This is a genomic window from Microbacterium thalassium (assembly GCF_014208045.1).
GTDB lineage: Bacteria > Actinomycetota > Actinomycetes > Actinomycetales > Microbacteriaceae > Microbacterium > Microbacterium thalassium.
In genome coordinates this window covers 870,773-888,398 of record NZ_JACHML010000001.1, presented here as the reverse complement: position 1 = coordinate 888,398, position 17,626 = coordinate 870,773, and the positions used below count along the sequence as shown (strand labels likewise).

Sequence of the window (17,626 nt, the reverse complement as noted above, 5' to 3'; positions counted from 1 at the left end):
GGCGGCCGGCCGACGGCTCCGCCTCGATGGCGTCCGTCGCGCGGTTCGGTCACAGCGGCTGCGACAGCAGTTCGCTGACCTCGGTCATGAGCTCCGCCGACTCGCGGTCGTTGCCGGGTGAGCGCCGCCACTCCGCGATCTGGAGCGAGCTCTCGACGACGGCCTTCGCCCGGGGCAGCCGTCGGGCGTAGAAGTCGGCCCACAGCCCGCTGTCGAGAGCGGTCCGTGTCGCGAGCAGCTCCGCGAGGACGACGGCGTCTTCGAGGCCCTGCGCCGCTCCCTGCGCGAGCGTGGGCGGGCAGCTGTGGGCGGCGTCGCCGATGAGCGCGACGCGACCGCGATGCCAGTCGCCGGGGAGGGTGAAGAAGCTCATTCGCGAGTAGTTCACGAGTGAGGCGTCGGTGAGGTGCTCTCCGATCGCGTCCCAGGGGCCGTGATACTGCGCCGCCAGACCGCGCATCTGCTCGAGCATCTCCTCCGGCGACAGGTGCGAGCGGTCGACGTAGTCGTCGACGATGTACGCATACATCGTGTCGGGCCCGGTCGGCGAATATCCGGAGTAGTACGCGGCACCCCCGTAGATGAGCTCGGTGCAGTCGACGCCGGGGATCAGCGGGACGAACGCCCGCCACACGCCGAAGTCGAGCATCTCGGGTCGCGCGTCGATCCCGATCAGGGAGCGGACGCTCGAATGCAGGCCGTCGGCACCGATCAGCAGGTCCGCTTCGATGGTGAGTCCGGCATCCGTCGTGACCGTCACGCCGGCGCTGTGCTGCGTGACCGCCGTGACCCTCTGCCTGTCGTGCACGACGGCACCCACCGTGTCGGCTCGATCACGGAGGATCCGTGCCAGGTCGGGTCGGTACATGCCCGCCGCGGCGGGATAGTCGGCACCGCCCGCCCGATGGGTGTCGACCCGGAAGATCTCGGTGCCGGCCGCATCGGGTGCGCGCAGGACGAGCCCGTCGAAGACGGATGCGGCGGCCCGCACCTCGTCCCAGACACCGACGCGGTCGAGCATCCGCAGCGCGTTCCCCTGGAGGCTGATGCCGGAGCCGAGCGGCTCGGAGGTCCGGTGGGCCTCGAGGACGTCCACCTGGATCCCGGCCTCGGCGAGGAGGGCGGCGGTGGCCAGTCCGGTGATCCCTCCGCCGGCGATCACGACCTTTGCGACGGCGGTCATCGTCCACGTCCTTCCCTGCGACGGCGCAGATGCGTCGAGACGAACACCGCGAGCACGAGCGCCACGCCGTTGAACACGGAGTCGACCCACGACTGCGCCCCGGCGAGGGTGAGTCCGCTGACGCTCACCGCCACGAAGAGAACGCCCAGGACGGTGCCGGGGACGTTGAAGCGGCCCGGACGGATCGCGGTCGCTCCGAGGAAGACGGCGGCGAGAGCGGGGAAGAGCAGTTCGGTTCCGGCGCCCGGGTTCGCGCCGCCGGTCCGTGCCGAGAGCAGGATGCCGGCGACGCCGGCGAGGCTTCCGGCGAGCACGAAGCCGAGGAAGGTGAGGCGCGTGCTGTCGATGCCGACGAGGTCGGCGGCGCGCCGGTTCGACCCCAGCGCGTACATGCGGCGCCCGAAGGGCGTCCAGCTCAGCAGGTACCAGGCGGCCAGGGCGACGGCGACCACCACGTAGACCACCATCGGCAGCCCCAGGAACGTCCCGGATCCGAAGCTGATCATCGACGCGTCGATGCCGTAGATGGGAAGACCGCCGGAGTACCACTGCACCAGCCCGGCGATCGCGGTCGCGACACCGAGGGTGGTGATGAACGCATCCAGGTGGAGGCGTGCGACCAGCCAGCCGTTGAGCAGTCCGATCGCGCCCCCGGTCACGATCGCGAGGACGATCGCGACGATCACGGGGAGCCCTGCGTGCGCCTGGGCGGCCGCGCACACCATCGCCGAGGCGACCGCGCTCGCGCCCACGGAGAAGTCGAAGTTGCCGGTGATGAGCGGGAGCATCACGGCGATCGCGCAGACCAGGACCACCGATTGGTTGGCCAGGACGACCGAGAGGTTCGCGGTGGTGAAGAACGCGCCGGAGCTCGCGGGGAGGATCGAGAAGAACGCGATCATCGCGAGGAGCAGGATGAGCAGCCCGTAGCGCTCGCCGACGACGGTCATGCTCTTGCGCTGGACCGGGATGGTCCGGGTGGCCGTCGTGGTTCTTGTGGTTGTCGTGGTCGTCATGCGTCGACTGGCTCCTCAGCCAACATCGCGTTGGTGATCTCGTCGCGAGTGGTGCTCGCGGTGTGCAGGAAAGTGGCGATCCGCCCATTGCGGAACACGGCGATGCGATGCGTGATCGCAAGCAGCTCATCGATGTCCGACGAGGCGACGAGCACTGTCGCCCCGCCGCGCGCTGCGGCGGCGATGCTGGTGTAGATGTCGTGGCGTGCGACGACGTCCACACCCTGCGTCGGCTCCACCAGGAGAAGCAGTCGGGGCGATCTCTGAAGCCAGCGACCCAGGACCACCTTCTGCTGATTGCCGCCGGAGAGCACACCGAGCGGGGCGTCCACGCTCGCGGCGCGGATGGAGAACCGGCTGATCGTGTCGGCGGCGGCGTGGTGTTCGCGACCGCTGCTCAGAGCGAAGCCGTTCCAGATTCTGTCGAGGATGGTGACGGACAGATTCTGGGTGATCGACATGTTCGTGAACGCGGCGTCGGCATGCCGGTCCTGCGGGATGAACGCGGCGCCGGCGGCCATCGCCTCGGCGGGCGAGTGAGGGCGGAAGCGCTCTCCCCCGAGGGCGACGTCCTCGGCCTCGGACGGGATCGCGCCGAACAGCCCGGCGAGGACGTCGCTGTGTCCCGATCCGTCGAGGCCGGCGAACCCCAGGATCTCGCCGGCACCGACCTCGAAGGTCGCGTCTCGGCAACTGCCGGTGCGGAGGGATCCGACCGACAGCGCCGGTGCTCCCGGCGCGTGCTCGACGAAGGATTCGGGCATCTCGCGGCTCTCGCCGCCGGTCATGAGGCTGACGACCCGCCCGAGGGGCATGTCGCCCAGGGGCGCGCTGCCGACGTTGCGTCCATCGCGGAAGACCGTGACATCGTCTGCCACCGAGGCGATCTCGTTGAACCGATGGCTCACGAGCACGACGGTCTGTCCCTCGTCCGCGCGGCGACGGACGGCGTCCATCAGGTCCTGCGCGTCGTGCTCGCCGAGCGCCGCAGTCGGTTCGTCGAGCAGCAGGATGCTGTCGGCGGAGTCGGCGTCGTCGAGCGCTCGCGCGATCGCGAGCATCGCCCGCTGACTGGGCCGCAGATCGGCGACCCGGGTGTGCGGCCGCGCGTCGATCTCGAACGCGTCGAGGAGGTCCTGCGCTCGACGTCGCAGGAGCTTCTCGCGGACGGCGGTCCAGCGCGTGGGGTAGCCGCGGCTCAGCGCGATGTTCTCGCTGATCGTCAGCTGTGGGAACAGTCCCAGATCCTGATGCACGAACCGCAGACCGAGCCCGTGGGCGGTCTCGGGGTGAAGTCCTCCCAGCTCGAGGGAGCGGTCCGCGATCCTCAGTTCGCCGCCATCGGCGGTGTAGACGCCGGCGAGGCACTTGATGAAGGTGGACTTGCCCGATCCGTTGCCACCGAGCAGCGCGTGGACCGTCCCCCGACGAACAGTCAGTTCGGCGTCGACCAGTGCACGGAAGTGTCCGAACGTCTTGGACACTCCTGTCGCGCTGAAGGCGGCCTCGCTCGGGCTCGGTGCGCGCTGCTCGGTGGTCACGTCAGTTCTCCCAGATCGCCTGGTAGTCCGCCTTGAAGTCGATCGCCGGCGTGTAGACGAACGGCTGCCCGGCGGCCGGGAGGTTGGTGTCGGCGTCGACGACCTGCAGTCCGATGCCCGCGGGCACCAGATCCTGACCCGCGAGGACCCGCAGGGCGGCGTCGACACCGGCCCACCCGTTCCACTCGGCCGCGCTCGCGACGGTGGCGTCCTGGCCGCCGTTCGAGCGGATGACCTCCCAGTTCGGGATCGATCCGAAGTTGCCGATCACGTTGAGCTCGTCGCTGCGACCCGAGGCGTTGATGGCCTGTGCGAGTCCGGCGAGGAACCATCCGTCGATGGGAACGGCGACGGCGTTCGCGTCGGCGTGCTGGAGCAGCGCCGTGGAGAACTTCTGCGGGAGCGCGCCGGTGGCGAGATCGGAGTTGGACAGCTGGACCGAGCCGACGATCTCGCAGCCCTCGCAGTCGGCGAGCCGGTCGGTGAGGCCCTTGGCGATCAGCGGTCCCCACTGGGTGTCGTTGAACTCGATGGCCAGGAGCTTGGCGGCGCCGTCGGTCTTCCCGATGAGCCATTCGGCCTGCAGCGTGCCCACCTCTTCCCAGTACTCGTCGTAGCTGTAGCCGTCGAGCATCTGGATGGTGCCCGAGTACAGCGGCTCCTCACAGTCGAGCCCTCCGACGTTGATCGTGGTGATCCCTGCGGTTGCGGCCTCCTGCAGGGCACCGCTGACGGCGCCGCAGTCCTGCCCGATCGTGATGATGACGTCCGCGGCCGCCGCGATGCCCTGACGGATGCAGTTCCCCCATCCGTCGGGGTTGAGCTCGCCGTCGCACACCGACGCGTCCCAGCCGATCGAGCCGGCGGCCTCGAGGGCGCCTGCCGACGGAGCGGCGCATGTCGTCGAGAACTCGCCGCACGAGACGATCCAGGCGGTCAGGTCGGGGGTGACCGGAACGGTGTCGGTGGCCGGGGCGCCGACGACGCCGTCATAGGCCACCTGGAGCGACGATGTGGCATCGGCGGCAGGCTCGGTCGGGTCGCTCTCGCTGGCGACGGTTGCGGACGAACAGGCGCTCAGGAACAGGGCGAGCGCCGCCGCGCCTGCGGCCGCGAGGACCGCGCGCTGCGTCTTGCGTGGGTGAGGGTTCACGGGATCTCCTTTGATTCGACCGGCTGCTTTGCAGATCGCAGTCAATGTACGAATGCCGGACGGCGGTGCGGAAACAGCGGTCCGCAATACCGGGCATGCGCGAAGCCGATGAGCATGGAGACAGCGCACCCGGCAAGAGCGGTCGGGGCACGCTACGACAGGGCGGGTGCGGCGTCGGCTGCAGTCGCGTCCGCGGGCGCCTCAGCGCGGAAGCGCGTCGCGATCCAATCGGCGGTGAACTGCGAGACCAGCGGAAGATTGTCGAGACCGATGTGCGCGGACCCGCCTTCTTCAGCGCCGAAGATGCGCAGCTCTCGGTCGGGACTGTTCACGGCCTGTGCGTAGGAGCGGTGGGCGTCGCTGACGGGGATCTGGCGGTCATCGGCACCGTGGGTGATGAGGAATGGAACCGTGATCTCCTCGAGGACGCCCTCGAGGCTGATGCGCCGTGAGAGATGGAGGAACTCGTCGACGTCGGCTGCTCCCCACACCCACTGGACGTGGTCCCAGTAGTGCGGAACAGGGCGCTCGCCCTCGCGTCGACGGCGCCGCTGCTGGATGCTCGCCCAGTCGTGGTTGGCTCCCCACGAGACGGCGAGCGCGATGCGCTTCTCGTAGGCGGCTGCCCGGGGGGCGAAGTACCCGCCGAGAGACCACCCGACCAGGCCGATGCGGTCGTCGTCGAATTCGTCGAGCGCGACGAGGTAGTCGACGCATGCGGCCGCCCACACTTCGCTGTCGAAGCGTGCGCGAAGTCCGCGCAGGCGGAGCGCTTCACCCGATCCGGGGGTGTCGACCATGAGCGTGGAGATCCCCCGTCGCCCGAGTTCCCGCGCGAATCCGGAGGAGTACATCATCTCCTTGGTGCTGTCGAGGCCGTTCCATTGAATGACCACGGGTCCCGGTTCCCGGTCCGTCGACGGCGCGCGGTACAGGTACGCCGGCAGCGAACCACCGCCGTAGGGGATCTCGACGGCGGACACCGGGGCCCCGGAGAGCTCCAGGTGTCGGTTCAGGAGGTCCAGCGACTTCTGGTAGGCGGCATTGCGACCGGCCCATGCGGGCGACTGGAGTCTTTCGGCCTGCGAGGTGTACAGGCTCGCGAGGTAGTACTTGTCTGCGGCGGCGAGGACACGGCCCTCGCGTTCGTCCTCACGCCCCGACGCGGCGACGCGGTCGGCGACGGCTTCCCACGCGCGGTACAGGTGCTCCGTCGCCGCGTCGTCGCCGTTCCCACCGGTCTCGAGCACGGGCCGGCACGCTCGGTCGACATCGTCGATCCGGCCACCGCTGTTCAGCGTCGCGACGACCGCGAGACTCCACACATAGTTGCCGGGAAAGTACTCGAACATCGCCGCCCTCTCGTCGCTGAGCTCACCGGATCGGGGTGCGATCCGGTCGCCTCGATTAGAGGGGACGTCTGCCGACGCTCGGAAACAGTTGTTGGCGATGGCAGGTATCACGCCCCTGCGAGCGGGGCGACGGCGCTACTGCGCTGCGGCGACCTGTTCGAGCAGACCTCTCAACCACGCCAGTCCGGCGTCGCGCTCGCGGGACGGATGCCAGAACGCGTGCTCGGTGAAGCGCTCGCTGGGGAACGGCGCCTCCTTGATGACGAAGTCGTCGGACGTGCACGTGATGCCCGCGAGCGAACGGGGCATCAACGCCCAGTACCGGCTTCCCCGGATGAGGTGGCTCATGCCCAGGTACGAACTCACGGACACGTGCGGGTCGATGTCACCGAGCGTGCGGTGGGCATCGAGGCCCGCAAGAGGCCGCAGCTGATTGCGCGGGCCGAGCGCGGCGAGCAGCTGCGGAGATCGCTTGAGATCCTTCACGGTCAGCTCGTCGCGGTCGGCGAAGGGGCTGTGACGCGACAGCACGACGACGAAGTCGTCGTCGAACAGCGGCATCGACGAGCTCGCGTACGCCGGCAGGTACTCGACCGGGAGCACCATCAGGTCGTACTGCATGAGAGCACCGTCCGGGTCGCGGACGAAAGTGGTGGGCAGCGATTCGAAGCTGATGCGGACGTTGGGCGCGTCAGCATCGATCCGCTGGATCAGCTGGGGTCCGATGCGGGTGAGCGAGTAGTCGGAGAGCGCGACGCTGAAGACCCGCTCGGAGTCCTGCGGGTCGAACTCCACGCCTGCCGCGAACAGGACCGCCGCTGCGTCGTATGCCGCGCGAGCCGCCGGCATCAGGCTCTCCGCGAAGGGAGTCAGCTGCAGTTCGTTGCCGACGCGGACGAGCAGCTCGTCGCCGAAGTATCCCCGCAGCCGACGGAGCACACCGCTCATCGCCGACTGCCCGATGTGCAGCCGCGCTCCCGCGTTCGTGACGTGCCGCTCTTCGAGGAGCGCATTGAGCGCGACGAGCAGATTGAGATCGATCGATTCGAGACGGGCGACCACGGTGTCCTCCCCTCGGTCCCGGGGAGCGTACCAGTTCGTGATGCCGACTATCGGTGAGAACCATTTCCGCTGCCGCGCGGTCGATTCCTACGGTGAAGGGACTTGCCGCGCCTCAGCGCGCGGTGAACGAGAGACGTCGACGCAGACCACTGCCGTCGCGCGCACCACGGCAGGAGGCCACCTTGACTCGGATCCACAGTCTCGGATACGTCGGATTCCAATCCCCGAACGTCGACGAGTGGCCGCGCTTCGCCACCGATGTGTTCGGACTCGAATGCAGCCGCGAGGATTCCGGTGCGGTCCGCATCCGCTGGGACGACCGGATGTACCGCATGCGCATCGAACCCGGGGACGAGGACCGCCTGCTTCACCTCGGCTGGGAGACCAGCGATCGGCTGGACTTCGCCGCAGTGAAGGAGGACCTGCGAGCACGCGGCGTCGAGGTCGTCGACGAACCCGCCGAACTCGCCGATGCCCGCCAGGTCACCGCGCTCGCGTCGTTCACCGACCCGTTCGGCGTACGCCAGGAGCTCTTCTACGGCCCGGGCCACCTCGACCGCACGTTCCGCGGCCAGCGGGCGACATCATCCTTCATCACCGGCGACCAGGGCTTGGGGCATGCCGTGCTCATCGTCCCCGACCTCGAGATCGCGAGCCGGTTCTACCAAGACACACTGGGCTTCAAGTGCAGCGACGTCGTCGATGTGGGCATGGGCCCGATGGCGTTCCTGCGCTGCAACCCCCGCCACCACAGCCTCGCGATCTGGGCCATCCCCGGCTCTCTCGGCCTCAACCACGTGATGGTCGAGAGCACCGACATCGACGACGTCGGCCGCGCGTACGATCTGGCGCTCCAGAGCGACTATGAGATCAGCGCGTCGCTGGGGCGGCACGCCGGAGACGAGCAGCTGTCGTTCTACACGCGGACACCGAGCGGATTCGACCTCGAGTTCGGGGCGGACTCGCTCGTGATCGACGACGACGACGCCTGGAGCATGCGCCGCATCGACCGGCGCTGGGGGAACCGCAGTGAGATCTGGGGACACCAGTTCCGCCCGCTCCCGCCGCAGAGTTCGGTCTACCCCTACCCCGCCGAGGTGCCCGCATGATCGACGTCCATGCCCACATGTTCTTCGACGAGCTCCTCGGAAAGGCGGGCTCCGCGGGGCCGGCGATCGAGAAGGTCGGCGAGGCGCGCCACGAGATCGTCGCCGGCGGCTACCGCTGGCCGATCGGCCCGAAGTCGAGCCTCGCCGAGACACCCCGGCAGCGACTCGACTCGCTCGACGAGGACGCGATCGACGTCCAGGTCCTGTCGCTGTCACCGCTCTGGCTCTTCACGCACACGCCTCGTGAGATCGCCGCGCCGTTCCTCCGGAGCGCGAACACCTTCATGTCGGAGTGGTGCTCGCAGCAGCCGGATCGGCTCCGAGGATTCGCCGCACTGCCGACCGTCGACATCGGTGCCGCGATCGCCGAGCTCGAGCACTCGGTCAGCGAACTCGGTCTGGTCGGCGGATACATCGGCACCGACGCACGCGCCGCGCTCGATCACCCGGACATGGACGACCTCTATCAGGCGTGCGTCGACCTGGACGTGCCGCTGTTCGTCCACTCGACCGTCCCCGGCGTCGACGGCCCGGCCGGAGACCCGCGACTGGACCGGTTCGACTGGCACGTCACGCTGGGCTACCCCCACGAGGAGACGCTCGCAGTGGCATCGCTGATCTTCGGGAAGGTGCTGCTGCGCCACCCGAAGCTCGACGTGTATGTCAGCCATGGCGGCGGGAGCATCGCGTTCCAGCACGGCCGGCTGCGCCACTTCGCGAGCCTCCCCCGCTCCCCGATCACGGTCGAGGAGTTCGACGCGCAGTTCTCGCGGCTCTGGTTCGACACCCACGTCAACTCGCCCGAGTCGCTGACCCTCCTCCGCGCTGTCGCGAACCCCGACCGGCTCGTCTTCGGCACCAACTACCGCGGCTGGGACTCCGGCAGCGTCGACGAGGTCGAGCCGATCGCCGACGACGTCGTCCGCAACGCCCGCACCCTGCTGCGCACCCCCGACCGCGCGACAGCCTCTGCCTGAGAGGGACCCCCATGCGCATCGCACGCTGGCAGCGACTCGACGGCGTGATCGAGTCCGGCTTCATCCACGACGATCACGCGATCCCCCTTCCCGATGGCCGCCCCGTGGACGTCCTCATCCACGCCGGCCTGCCGACCGCGCTCGCGGTCGGCAGAGAGTTGATCGAGTCCCGCGATCGCACCGGGTGGCGCCCCCTTCCCACCGTGCGCCTCGTCCCGCCGATCGTGCCGGGAAGCATCCGCGACTTCGTCACCTTCGAAGAGCACGTCGAGGGGATGGTCAAGCGAGCCGACCCCGCCGCCACCGTCTCCGACGCGTGGTACGAAGCCCCCACCTTCTACTTCACCAATCCGCACACCCTCATCGGCCCGACGGACACCCTGGTGCCCCCGCGCACGGCGGAACTCGACTTCGAACTTGAGGTCGCCGCCGTGATCGGGGCCGTACGAGAGAGCGACGGCCGACACATGACGGTCGAGCGCTCAGCGCAGCAGATCTTCGGCTACACCATCTTCAACGACTGGAGCGCGAGAGATCTGCAGGCCCGCGAGATGAAGGTGTCGCTCGGGCCCTGCAAGGGCAAGGACTTCGGCGCGACGCTCGGCCCCTGGATCGTCACCGCCGACGAGTTCACCGACCGCCACACCGACGACGGGCTCCTCGACCTCGACGTCGAGGTCGAGATCAACGGCGAGATCTACGGGACGGACAACCTGACCGGCATGAGCTGGTCGTTCCCCGAGATGATCGCCTACGCGTCGCGCGATTCGCGGGTGGCTCCGGGGGACATCCTCGCCTCGGGCACGGCAGGCCGCGGCTGCCTCGCCGAGATCTGGGGGCGCACCGGATCGCTGGATCCTGCGCCGCTGAAGCCCGGCGACAGCGTCCGCATCACCGTCGAAGGCATCGGCGAGATCCTCAACACGATCGGCGAACCGCGCGCATCGCTGCCCGAGGTGCCGGCCGCCCGGCGGAACAGTGGCCGTCTCCGCGCGGCCCGGCAGTGAGCAGCGCGACCGCGCTCGTCCGATCGTGCGTGCGGGTGTACGGCATCCGGCTGCGGCGTTCAGACCCGCGCCCGATCGCCGCGCAGGTGCGCCAGCGAGTCGAGATCGATGGCGTGCTGGGCGGCGCGCTGCACCATCGAGACGAACAGCTCGTCGCCGCGGTCGGTCTGCTCGACCGTCATCGCCGCTCCCACGCCGATGAACAATCCGTGGAAGGCGAAGCGCGCGTAATCGGCCCAGCACGCCTCGAAGGAGTAGCCGTCGACTCCGTAGTCGACCAGCCTCGCGTGATAGGCCTCGAGTAGCGGGCGCTCGATGGCGCGACGGTCAGTGGGATCGAGCGAACCGCCGAGGAAGTAGGCGACGTCGAGCACCCCCGGCCCGCGCTGGATCGTCTGCCAGTCCACGACGGCGAGCCGGTCGGTCCCGTCGCGCACGTCGAACAGCAGGTTGTCGGCACGGAAGTCGCCGTGCTGGAGGGTGGTCGGCGCCGAGTTCTGGGCGGTGAGGTACGCCGCGAAGTCCTCGAAGAAGGCCCGTCCGATCTCCACGACCTCCGGCGCGAGCCGGCCCTCGAAGCGCTCGCAGAAGGCCCCGAACATCGCCGGCAGGAACGGCAGCACCTCCTCGGGGATCTCGCGCGGGCCCGGCAGCCAGTCGAGCGCGTGCAGCTCTTCGCGCTGCCACATCTGACCGTGGAGCTTCGCCACCTCCATCACGACGGCTTCGGCCTCCGCCGCGGAGCATCCCGCGATCTGGTCACGGGTGCTGCACGGCGCGAGATCCTCCATGAGGAGGGCGAACCGCTTGCCGTCATCGCTGATGACGGCATGGTGGACCTCGGGCACTCGGATGTGGAGCTCGCGGGCGAGGTCCTGGTAGAACCTCACCTCACGGAGGTAGTTGTTCTCCTGGTGCGCAGCCTCGGCGCTGTCGGCGTCGTGCGCGGTCAGCTTGAGCACGAGACGGGTGGGCACGCCGTCCTTCTCGAAGTCGACTGTGTAGGTGTCTCCGACCTGCCCCTGCCCCAGCCTCGCGGCAACGGGGTCGGAGAGCCGGTGTGACTCCACTCCGAGCGCGCCGGCCAGCCATTCGCGGTCGAGTTCGCTGATGTCCATCGATACTCCTTCGTATCCTCCGGTGGTGCGTTTCAGGCGGTGGTGCGCTCCAGGACGCGAGCGCCGTCCAGGAAGCCGGTGAGCCCGTACTTGGGCAGCGGACCGACGGCGATCTGCTCGAGCACGCCCAGCCCGGTGCGATCGCCCCATGTCGCGCGCACGAGCTGCTGCACATGGACGTTCTCGTAGGCGAGCGGGTCGAGGTCCGCCACCACCCAGCTCTCGCCGTGCGACTCGCTCTCGCCGTGCCAGGTTCCGTGGCCCCAGGTCGGATGTCCGTAGCCGATGCCCTTCATCTGGAACGTGGCCACCGGTTCGAGTTCCACCTCGACCTGCTCGCCGGACGGGCCCGCGGCGGTGATCGTCGCGGACGCCACCCGGCGGGTCCCGGGAGTCCAGGTGAACTCATGCGCCCCGGTCATCGAGGCAACGGACTGCCCGGTGCCGGCCGCATCCGCCTTCGGCACCACCGCCGCGTGGTTCAGCCAGGCAGAGCCGTCCTGCCGCTCGAAGGTGATGTAGTGGAAGCACTCGTCGTCGAAGTGGATCGGCGCCCAGAAGAACGTGAAGCCCTGCGGACGCATCGGCGCCCCGTGCGGGCGGCCGGTCACGCGGGTCCCCCACGAGCGGTCCTTGGTACCGCGCACGCCTTCGCCGAGGTCGATCGTCTCCCCCTCGACCTCGATTGTCCCGGTCCATGTCCCCCATTGCGTCGCGCGCGTGGCGTCCATGACCAGGCGGTTGCCGGCGATCTGCGTCTGGCGGGGCTCCTCGATCGCCACCGTGTCCGCCGTGTACGTGAGGTCGGCGCGGATGCCGTGTTCCAGAGAATCCACGACGACACGGTTGACGCGCATCGGCTCGATGATCTCCACCGCGATCGGGCCCATCCGCGTGTCGATGGGGTCCGGATTCATCCGGCCGCTGGCGAAGACCGACGTCTGACGCCCGTCCCGCAGCACCGAGAAGGCCCCCTCCATCAGCTCGCGGTTCGGGTAGGTGCAGAACGCCACGGCGAACATCAGGTCATCGCGGAACCCGTTGAACCAGAACCGGTCGTACTGATCGGGGTGCCCCGAGCCCGCCTGCGCCAGCGGAGCCGCGGTCTGGTGGACGGGGTAGTCGTCGAAGGGGATGAGCATGGTCTGGGTCTCCCTGGGCTGAGCGGTCGGCGAAATCGGTGTCGGCACGGATGCTGGGGCGGCGGCCTCGCCGCCGCCCCAGCCGGATCAGGCGCCTGCCGCGCCCGCCGCGGGCGCCGGCTCTGCGGCGAGGAGGCCCTTGGCCTCGGCGACCCGGCGCCGGTGGCCCACGAGCATGGAGATCGCGACCAACAGCGCCACGATGGTGACGGCGATGACGTAGCCCGACATCCAGAGCCACGATGACTCTGTCGGGAGAGCGGTCTCGGGGACGGTCGACAGGGACAGGATCGTCGCCGTGACCGCGGTGCCGATCGCGATCGACGCGTTGCGCGCGACCTGGCTCACTCCGGTGTACTCGCTGGTGGACTCCGCCGGAACGACCTCGACGACGAGGTTGTAGATGGACGAGATCACGAACGCGTTCGCGACAGACGCGGCGACGATGAGCACCAGCGCGAACGGCACGAACTGCCGGCCGGCCGGTGTCGCGAGGCCGACGAAGATGCCGACGAACATGAGCAGGCCGACCACCATCGAGGTGGCCGCCCCACGGCGCTGGGCGATCACACCCGCGATCGGAGTCAGCGCGAACGTGATGCCCGCCGCCAGCAGCGAGATGAGGCCGTAGGTCGTCGCCGTCAGCCCCAGCCCGACCGGCATGCCGGCCGGCGACAGCACGAGCACGGGACCGAGGATCGTCGTCGCCGACAGCGGCGCGAGGCCGCCGATCACGATGACGAGCATCACGCGGCGCAGCGCGGGCTGAGCCAGCAGCCGCAGGTTCACCAGCGGGTCCGTCGTGCGCAGCTCCCACCACACCCACACCGCGAGACCCACTGCGCCGATGCCCACCGGCACCCACACGGCCGGCGAGGTGATGCCGGCGCCGCGCAGCGCCGTCAGGCCCAGGAGCATCGCGCCGATGGCGGGGGCGAACAGGATCGCTCCGAACCAGTCGATGCGCGCGCCCGGCTGCGTCGACCTCGAGCGGGGGACGACGGTGATCGCGAGCAGCAGGCACAGTGCGCACAGCGCCGCGGCGACGACGAACATGCCGACCCACCAGCCCGCGTCGACGAGGATGCCGGCGACCATGATGCCCGCTCCGGCGGTGATCGTCGCCGTGGCGGTCAGCAGTGCGACCGTCATGGGAACCCGCTCCTTGGGCAGGGACTCCCGCGCGATGCCGATCAGGAGCGGGATGATGCCCGCGCTCGTGCCCTGGAGCGCACGCCCTACGAGCAGGGCGGGGAACGACTCGAACACGACCGTGACGAGCGAACCGACCAGCGAGATCGCCAGCAGGACGATCAGCACCCGCTTGCGCCCGTACATGTCGCCGAGCCGGCCTGCCACGATCGCCGAAGCCGCCCCGACCAGGACGAAGATCGTGATGATCCACGAGATCCCCGCGAGGTCGACTCCGAAGTGATCCGACAGGAACGGCAGGGCCCCCAGCACCATCGTGTGCTCGAAGATGCCGGCTGCCTCCACGAGGAGAAGCACGCCGACCAGCAGGACGGCTGCGCTGCCCCTCTTCTCATTGCTGAACGTGTCCACCATGACTCATCCGCCTTTCGCGACGTCGTTGACGCGTATCCGTGTGGTGTGCCGCCTGTGCGGCGAGGTATTTACTTAGCGCTCGCTAATGTAGGGGAGGGTCGTGCGCCCGTCAATCCCTCATCGCTTCATTCCCGCGGGTCGATCAGGGTCTTGATCGCCTTGGCTCCGCCTGACAGCTCATCGAAGACGTCCGCCAGTTCGCTGAGGCCCCGGACGCTGTCGGTCATTCCATCGGTCCGCAGCAGCCCCTTCGCCAGCAGGTCGACGGTGATGTCGAACTCCCACCGGTTGTGGGCGAGGGTGGTCTGGACGTCCAGCTCCTTCGCCATCCACATCGCGGGGATCAGCTCGACCGGCGCGAAGGGCGTGCCGACCAGCATCAGCGTGCCCCCCGGGCGCAGGAGCGTCGTCGCCGACTGGATCGCCTGCGCATTGCCGGCGCACTCGTAGGCGATGTCGACGCCGCGCCCCCCGGTGAGCGCCTGGATCTCGGATGCGAGCTGCGGATCCGCCGGATCGAGCACAGTCGTCGCTCCCAGCCGGGCCGCCAGGTCGCGCCGGTCCTCGCCGCGCGCCACCATGACGACCTCGGTCGCCCCGGCGAGCTTCGCGAACTGCATCGTGGCGAGACCGATCAGCCCCGCGCCGATGACGACGACCGTGTCACCCAGGCGCGGCTGGCGCCGGCGGACGGCATGCAGCGCGACGGTGAGCGGCTCGACGAGCGCCCCCTGCTCGAGGCTGACGCTGTCGGGCAGCGCGATGACCGACCGGGCGGGGACGGCGAGCTTCGGCGTGTAGCCGCCGTGCGGCGGGGCCGTCGGCAGGGAGGAGATCGTGTAGTTCTCGCAGCGCGCGTGATGCCCCGCCTGACACATGACGCAGCGCCCGCAGGGCGGCTGACTGGTCCGCGCGACGCGCTGCCCGACCTCGAGCCCGGTCACATCGGCGCCGACGCCGATGACCGTCCCCGACCATTCGTGGCCCGACAGCGTCGGATGGTAGGGGAACCCGATCTCGTAGGCGTGGACGTCGGATCCGCAGATCCCGGTGTACGCGATCTCGACGACGACATGGTCGGGCAGCACCTCGCTGACGTCCGCGGCGTCGACGGGGCTGATCGTCCGACGTCCGGTGATGACGTAGGCCAACTGGTCGGTCATGCTCTTCCTCCACATCGAGTGAACGAGCATCACGGTATTCCGAAAGCAGGACATTGTCCAGTATTGTGTGATCTCATCCAGCGGACGGTCAGCGACGACGGTCCCGGTTGGACGGTCAGCGAAGACGGTTACGGCAGAAGGAGAGTCGCATGACGCAGAACGTGTACGAGCCCGACGATTTCGACCCCACAGGCTTCGACGGCACCTGGGTGATGGTCAACGACGAGTCGACCATCTGGGATGCCGAGAAGCAGGAGTACGTGCCCGAGATCCTCGCCGGTCAGGAGATCACGATCCGGCACGAAGGAGATCTGCAGATCTACCGCATCCGGGTCGACATCGAACCCGACCTCAGCATCCACATGGCGTACGAGTGCCGCTTCGGCGACAGCGCGTGGGTGCCCTATCGCGTGGTGCAGATCGACGGCGACCCGAACCACCCCCGACTCCAGCCCAACGCCGTCCTCAAGCAGGGGACGCGACTGAACGAGCCCATCGCCTGGATCAAGCAGGTCTACGTCGACCGCCGCACCCAGTACCGCATCACCAAGAACCCGGACGGCACGGCGCAGTACATCATGATGCGCCGACTCAACGAGGACGGCACGCGAAATGTCGGCACAGTGCTCAACCCGGCGGGCGTCGCGAGCATCGACAAGGCCTTCATGCGCATCGACGCGTGAGGGCGGCGGGCGGACCGCTTCAGTGCGCTCCGCCCGCCTCCGCCTCCGGCGTCGCGCGCACGGTGTCCAGTGCGATCGTCACATACTGGCGCGCGACGTCGGATGCCGTCAGCGGCCCATCCATGCGGAACCAGGTCGTGATCGCAAGGCACATGCCGAGGATCGCTCGCCCGCTCTCGCGGGGCAGCGGCGTCGCGAACTCCCCCGACGCGCACCCGCGCTCGACGCACTCGATGAGCGCCTCCGCCACCACCGCACGCCGCGCAGCGTATTCGCGCCGATTCTCGGGGGTGAGGCTGCGGATCTCGCGATCGAGGAAGGCGAGATCGCGATGGTGCGTCAGGTGCAGGACGATCGCCTCGACGACGGCGCAGAAGCGGTCACGCGGATCCTCGCCCGCGTCGTCGAGCGCTTCCGCGACGTGAGACTCGAGGATGTCCATCGTGTGCGAGAGCAGCGCGGTGAGCATCGCCTGCTTGTTCTCGAAGTGGTAGTAGAGCGCCGGCACCGTGACGCCCACCTCTTTGGCGATGGTGCGTACGGACGTCGCGTCGTACCCGTGCTCGACGAACTGGGTCAGAGCCACCTGCAGGATGCGGGAGAGCTGCGGCTCGGGAAAGTCACGCCAGGACACGCCCCGAGTCTAGGGGACCCCGGTTTGCTTAGCGATCGCTCACTAACTACAGTGCACTCCAGGAGGTGCCGACGATGACACACGAGATCACAGCGCCGGTTCGCTACGACGTCGTGGAGCAGGTCGCGATCGTGAGGATCGACCGCCCCGAGGCGCGGAACGCGATCAACGCGGCCGTATCGAGCGCGGTCGGTGACGCGCTGGAGAGAGCGGATGCCGATCCCGATGTTCGCGCGATCGTCGTGACCGGCGTCGACGACGTCTTCTCGGCCGGCGCCGATCTCAAGGCCCTCGCCCAGGGCCTCTCCCTCGACTCTCCCGAGCACCCGGAGTGGGGATTCGCCGGCATCGCCCGCCACTGGATCCACAAGCCGCTCATCGCCGCGGTCAACGGGCCGGCGCTCGGCGGCGGCGCCGAGATCGCACTCGCGTGCGACCTCATCGTCGCCTCGGATTCGGCCGTGTTCGGACTCCCCGAGGTGCGGTGGGGCCTTTTCGCCGCGGCGGGCGGCGTCCTGCGCCTGCCGCAGCACATCGGCGTCCGCCGCACGCTCGAACTCGCCCTGACAGGGGATCCGATCGACGCGGCGACGGCACTCGAATGGGGAATCGTCAACCGTGTCGTCCCGGCCGACCGCGTCCTCGATGAGGCGGTCCTCCTCGCGGGCCGCATCGCGCGCAACGCTCCGCTGTCCGTGCGTGAATCCAAGCGCGTCATCCACGCGACCCTGAGCGACGGCTCGGTGTGGGGCCAGGACTGGCGCACGTCGACGGTGTGGGACGAGAGCCAGCGAGCCATGGACCTCACCTTCGCCAGCGACGACGGGCACGAGGGCATGCGCGCCTTCGCGGAGCGTCGCACACCGGTGTGGGGTCAGACGACCCTCACACCCTGAGGTCTCCCCCGCGACGCTCACCCC

16 protein-coding genes are annotated in these 17,626 nt (G+C 69.0%); 5 read left to right on the top strand and 11 right to left on the bottom strand.

Going from position 1 to position 17,626, the window contains the following annotated elements; genetic code table 11:
* Positions 1 to 49 precede the first annotated feature (49 nt).
* From HD594_RS04245 to HD594_RS04220, 6 genes are all read right to left on the bottom strand, one after another.
* Positions 50 to 1,183: an FAD-dependent monooxygenase gene (locus HD594_RS04245; protein ID WP_184749772.1), complete on the bottom strand. Its 1,134-nt coding sequence runs from the start codon at positions 1,181 to 1,183 to the stop codon at positions 50 to 52.
* Positions 1,180 to 2,199 carry an ABC transporter permease gene (locus HD594_RS04240; protein WP_184749771.1) on the bottom strand — a complete coding sequence of 340 codons (1,020 nt, stop codon included), beginning with the start codon at positions 2,197 to 2,199 and terminating at the stop codon, positions 1,180 to 1,182. Before HD594_RS04240 ends, HD594_RS04245 begins: the two co-directional genes overlap by 4 nt.
* The gene (locus HD594_RS04235; RefSeq protein ID WP_184749770.1) at positions 2,196 to 3,740 is read right to left on the bottom strand and encodes a sugar ABC transporter ATP-binding protein; all 1,545 of its coding nucleotides are present in this window, start codon (positions 3,738 to 3,740) and stop codon (positions 2,196 to 2,198) included. The genes HD594_RS04240 and HD594_RS04235 overlap by 4 nt, the downstream gene beginning before the upstream one ends.
* 1 nt (position 3,741) lies before the next feature.
* Positions 3,742 to 4,893 (bottom strand): sugar ABC transporter substrate-binding protein, encoded by a 1,152-nt coding sequence (locus HD594_RS04230; protein ID WP_184749769.1) that lies wholly within the window; start codon positions 4,891 to 4,893, stop codon positions 3,742 to 3,744.
* A gap of 152 nt (positions 4,894 to 5,045) precedes the next feature.
* Entirely contained in the window at positions 5,046 to 6,245 is a 1,200-nt protein-coding gene (locus HD594_RS04225) for an alpha/beta hydrolase family protein (RefSeq protein ID WP_184749768.1), read from the bottom strand.
* A 135-nt stretch (positions 6,246 to 6,380) separates the two neighbouring features.
* Positions 6,381 to 7,307, bottom strand: a complete 927-nt coding sequence (locus HD594_RS04220) for a LysR family transcriptional regulator (protein WP_184749767.1) — start codon at positions 7,305 to 7,307, stop codon at positions 6,381 to 6,383.
* A 182-nt stretch (positions 7,308 to 7,489) separates the two neighbouring features.
* On the opposite strand from HD594_RS04220, the gene HD594_RS04215 reads away from it, so the two are divergent.
* The 3 genes from HD594_RS04215 to HD594_RS04205 are packed head-to-tail and all read left to right on the top strand — an operon-like array spanning position 7,490 to position 10,400.
* Positions 7,490 to 8,416, top strand: a complete 927-nt coding sequence (locus tag HD594_RS04215; protein WP_184749766.1) for a VOC family protein — start codon at positions 7,490 to 7,492, stop codon at positions 8,414 to 8,416.
* Entirely contained in the window at positions 8,413 to 9,393 is a 981-nt protein-coding gene (locus tag HD594_RS04210) for an amidohydrolase family protein (RefSeq protein WP_184749765.1), read from the top strand. The genes HD594_RS04215 and HD594_RS04210 overlap by 4 nt, the downstream gene beginning before the upstream one ends.
* 11 nt (positions 9,394 to 9,404) lie before the next feature.
* Positions 9,405 to 10,400 (top strand): fumarylacetoacetate hydrolase family protein, encoded by a 996-nt coding sequence (locus tag HD594_RS04205; RefSeq protein WP_184749764.1) that lies wholly within the window; start codon positions 9,405 to 9,407, stop codon positions 10,398 to 10,400.
* A 59-nt stretch (positions 10,401 to 10,459) separates the two neighbouring features.
* On the opposite strand, the gene HD594_RS04200 is transcribed toward HD594_RS04205, so the two are convergent.
* From HD594_RS04200 to HD594_RS04185, 4 genes are all read right to left on the bottom strand, one after another.
* A complete protein-coding gene (locus tag HD594_RS04200; protein ID WP_184749763.1) occupies positions 10,460 to 11,518 on the bottom strand; it encodes a phosphotransferase family protein in 1,059 nt (352 codons plus the stop codon).
* 32 nt (positions 11,519 to 11,550) lie between these two features.
* The gene (locus tag HD594_RS04195) at positions 11,551 to 12,660 is read right to left on the bottom strand and encodes an Rv3169 family protein (RefSeq protein ID WP_184749762.1); all 1,110 of its coding nucleotides are present in this window, start codon (positions 12,658 to 12,660) and stop codon (positions 11,551 to 11,553) included.
* A gap of 87 nt (positions 12,661 to 12,747) precedes the next feature.
* A complete protein-coding gene (locus HD594_RS04190; protein ID WP_184749761.1) occupies positions 12,748 to 14,226 on the bottom strand; it encodes an MFS transporter in 1,479 nt (492 codons plus the stop codon).
* Between the two features lie 125 nt (positions 14,227 to 14,351).
* Positions 14,352 to 15,389 (bottom strand): zinc-dependent alcohol dehydrogenase, encoded by a 1,038-nt coding sequence (locus tag HD594_RS04185; RefSeq protein ID WP_184749760.1) that lies wholly within the window; start codon positions 15,387 to 15,389, stop codon positions 14,352 to 14,354.
* A gap of 149 nt (positions 15,390 to 15,538) precedes the next feature.
* On the opposite strand from HD594_RS04185, the gene HD594_RS04180 reads away from it, so the two are divergent.
* Positions 15,539 to 16,072 (top strand): hypothetical protein, encoded by a 534-nt coding sequence (locus HD594_RS04180; RefSeq protein ID WP_184749759.1) that lies wholly within the window; start codon positions 15,539 to 15,541, stop codon positions 16,070 to 16,072.
* A gap of 19 nt (positions 16,073 to 16,091) precedes the next feature.
* Here HD594_RS04180 and HD594_RS04175 read toward each other — a convergent pair whose 3' ends face one another.
* Positions 16,092 to 16,706, bottom strand: coding sequence for a TetR/AcrR family transcriptional regulator (locus HD594_RS04175; protein WP_184749758.1), 615 nt, complete (start codon positions 16,704 to 16,706; stop codon positions 16,092 to 16,094).
* A gap of 74 nt (positions 16,707 to 16,780) precedes the next feature.
* Here HD594_RS04175 and HD594_RS04170 point away from each other — a divergent pair, with 74 nt between their 5' ends.
* Entirely contained in the window at positions 16,781 to 17,602 is an 822-nt protein-coding gene (locus HD594_RS04170) for an enoyl-CoA hydratase-related protein (protein WP_184749757.1), read from the top strand.
* The last annotated feature ends 24 nt before the right edge of the window (positions 17,603 to 17,626 follow it).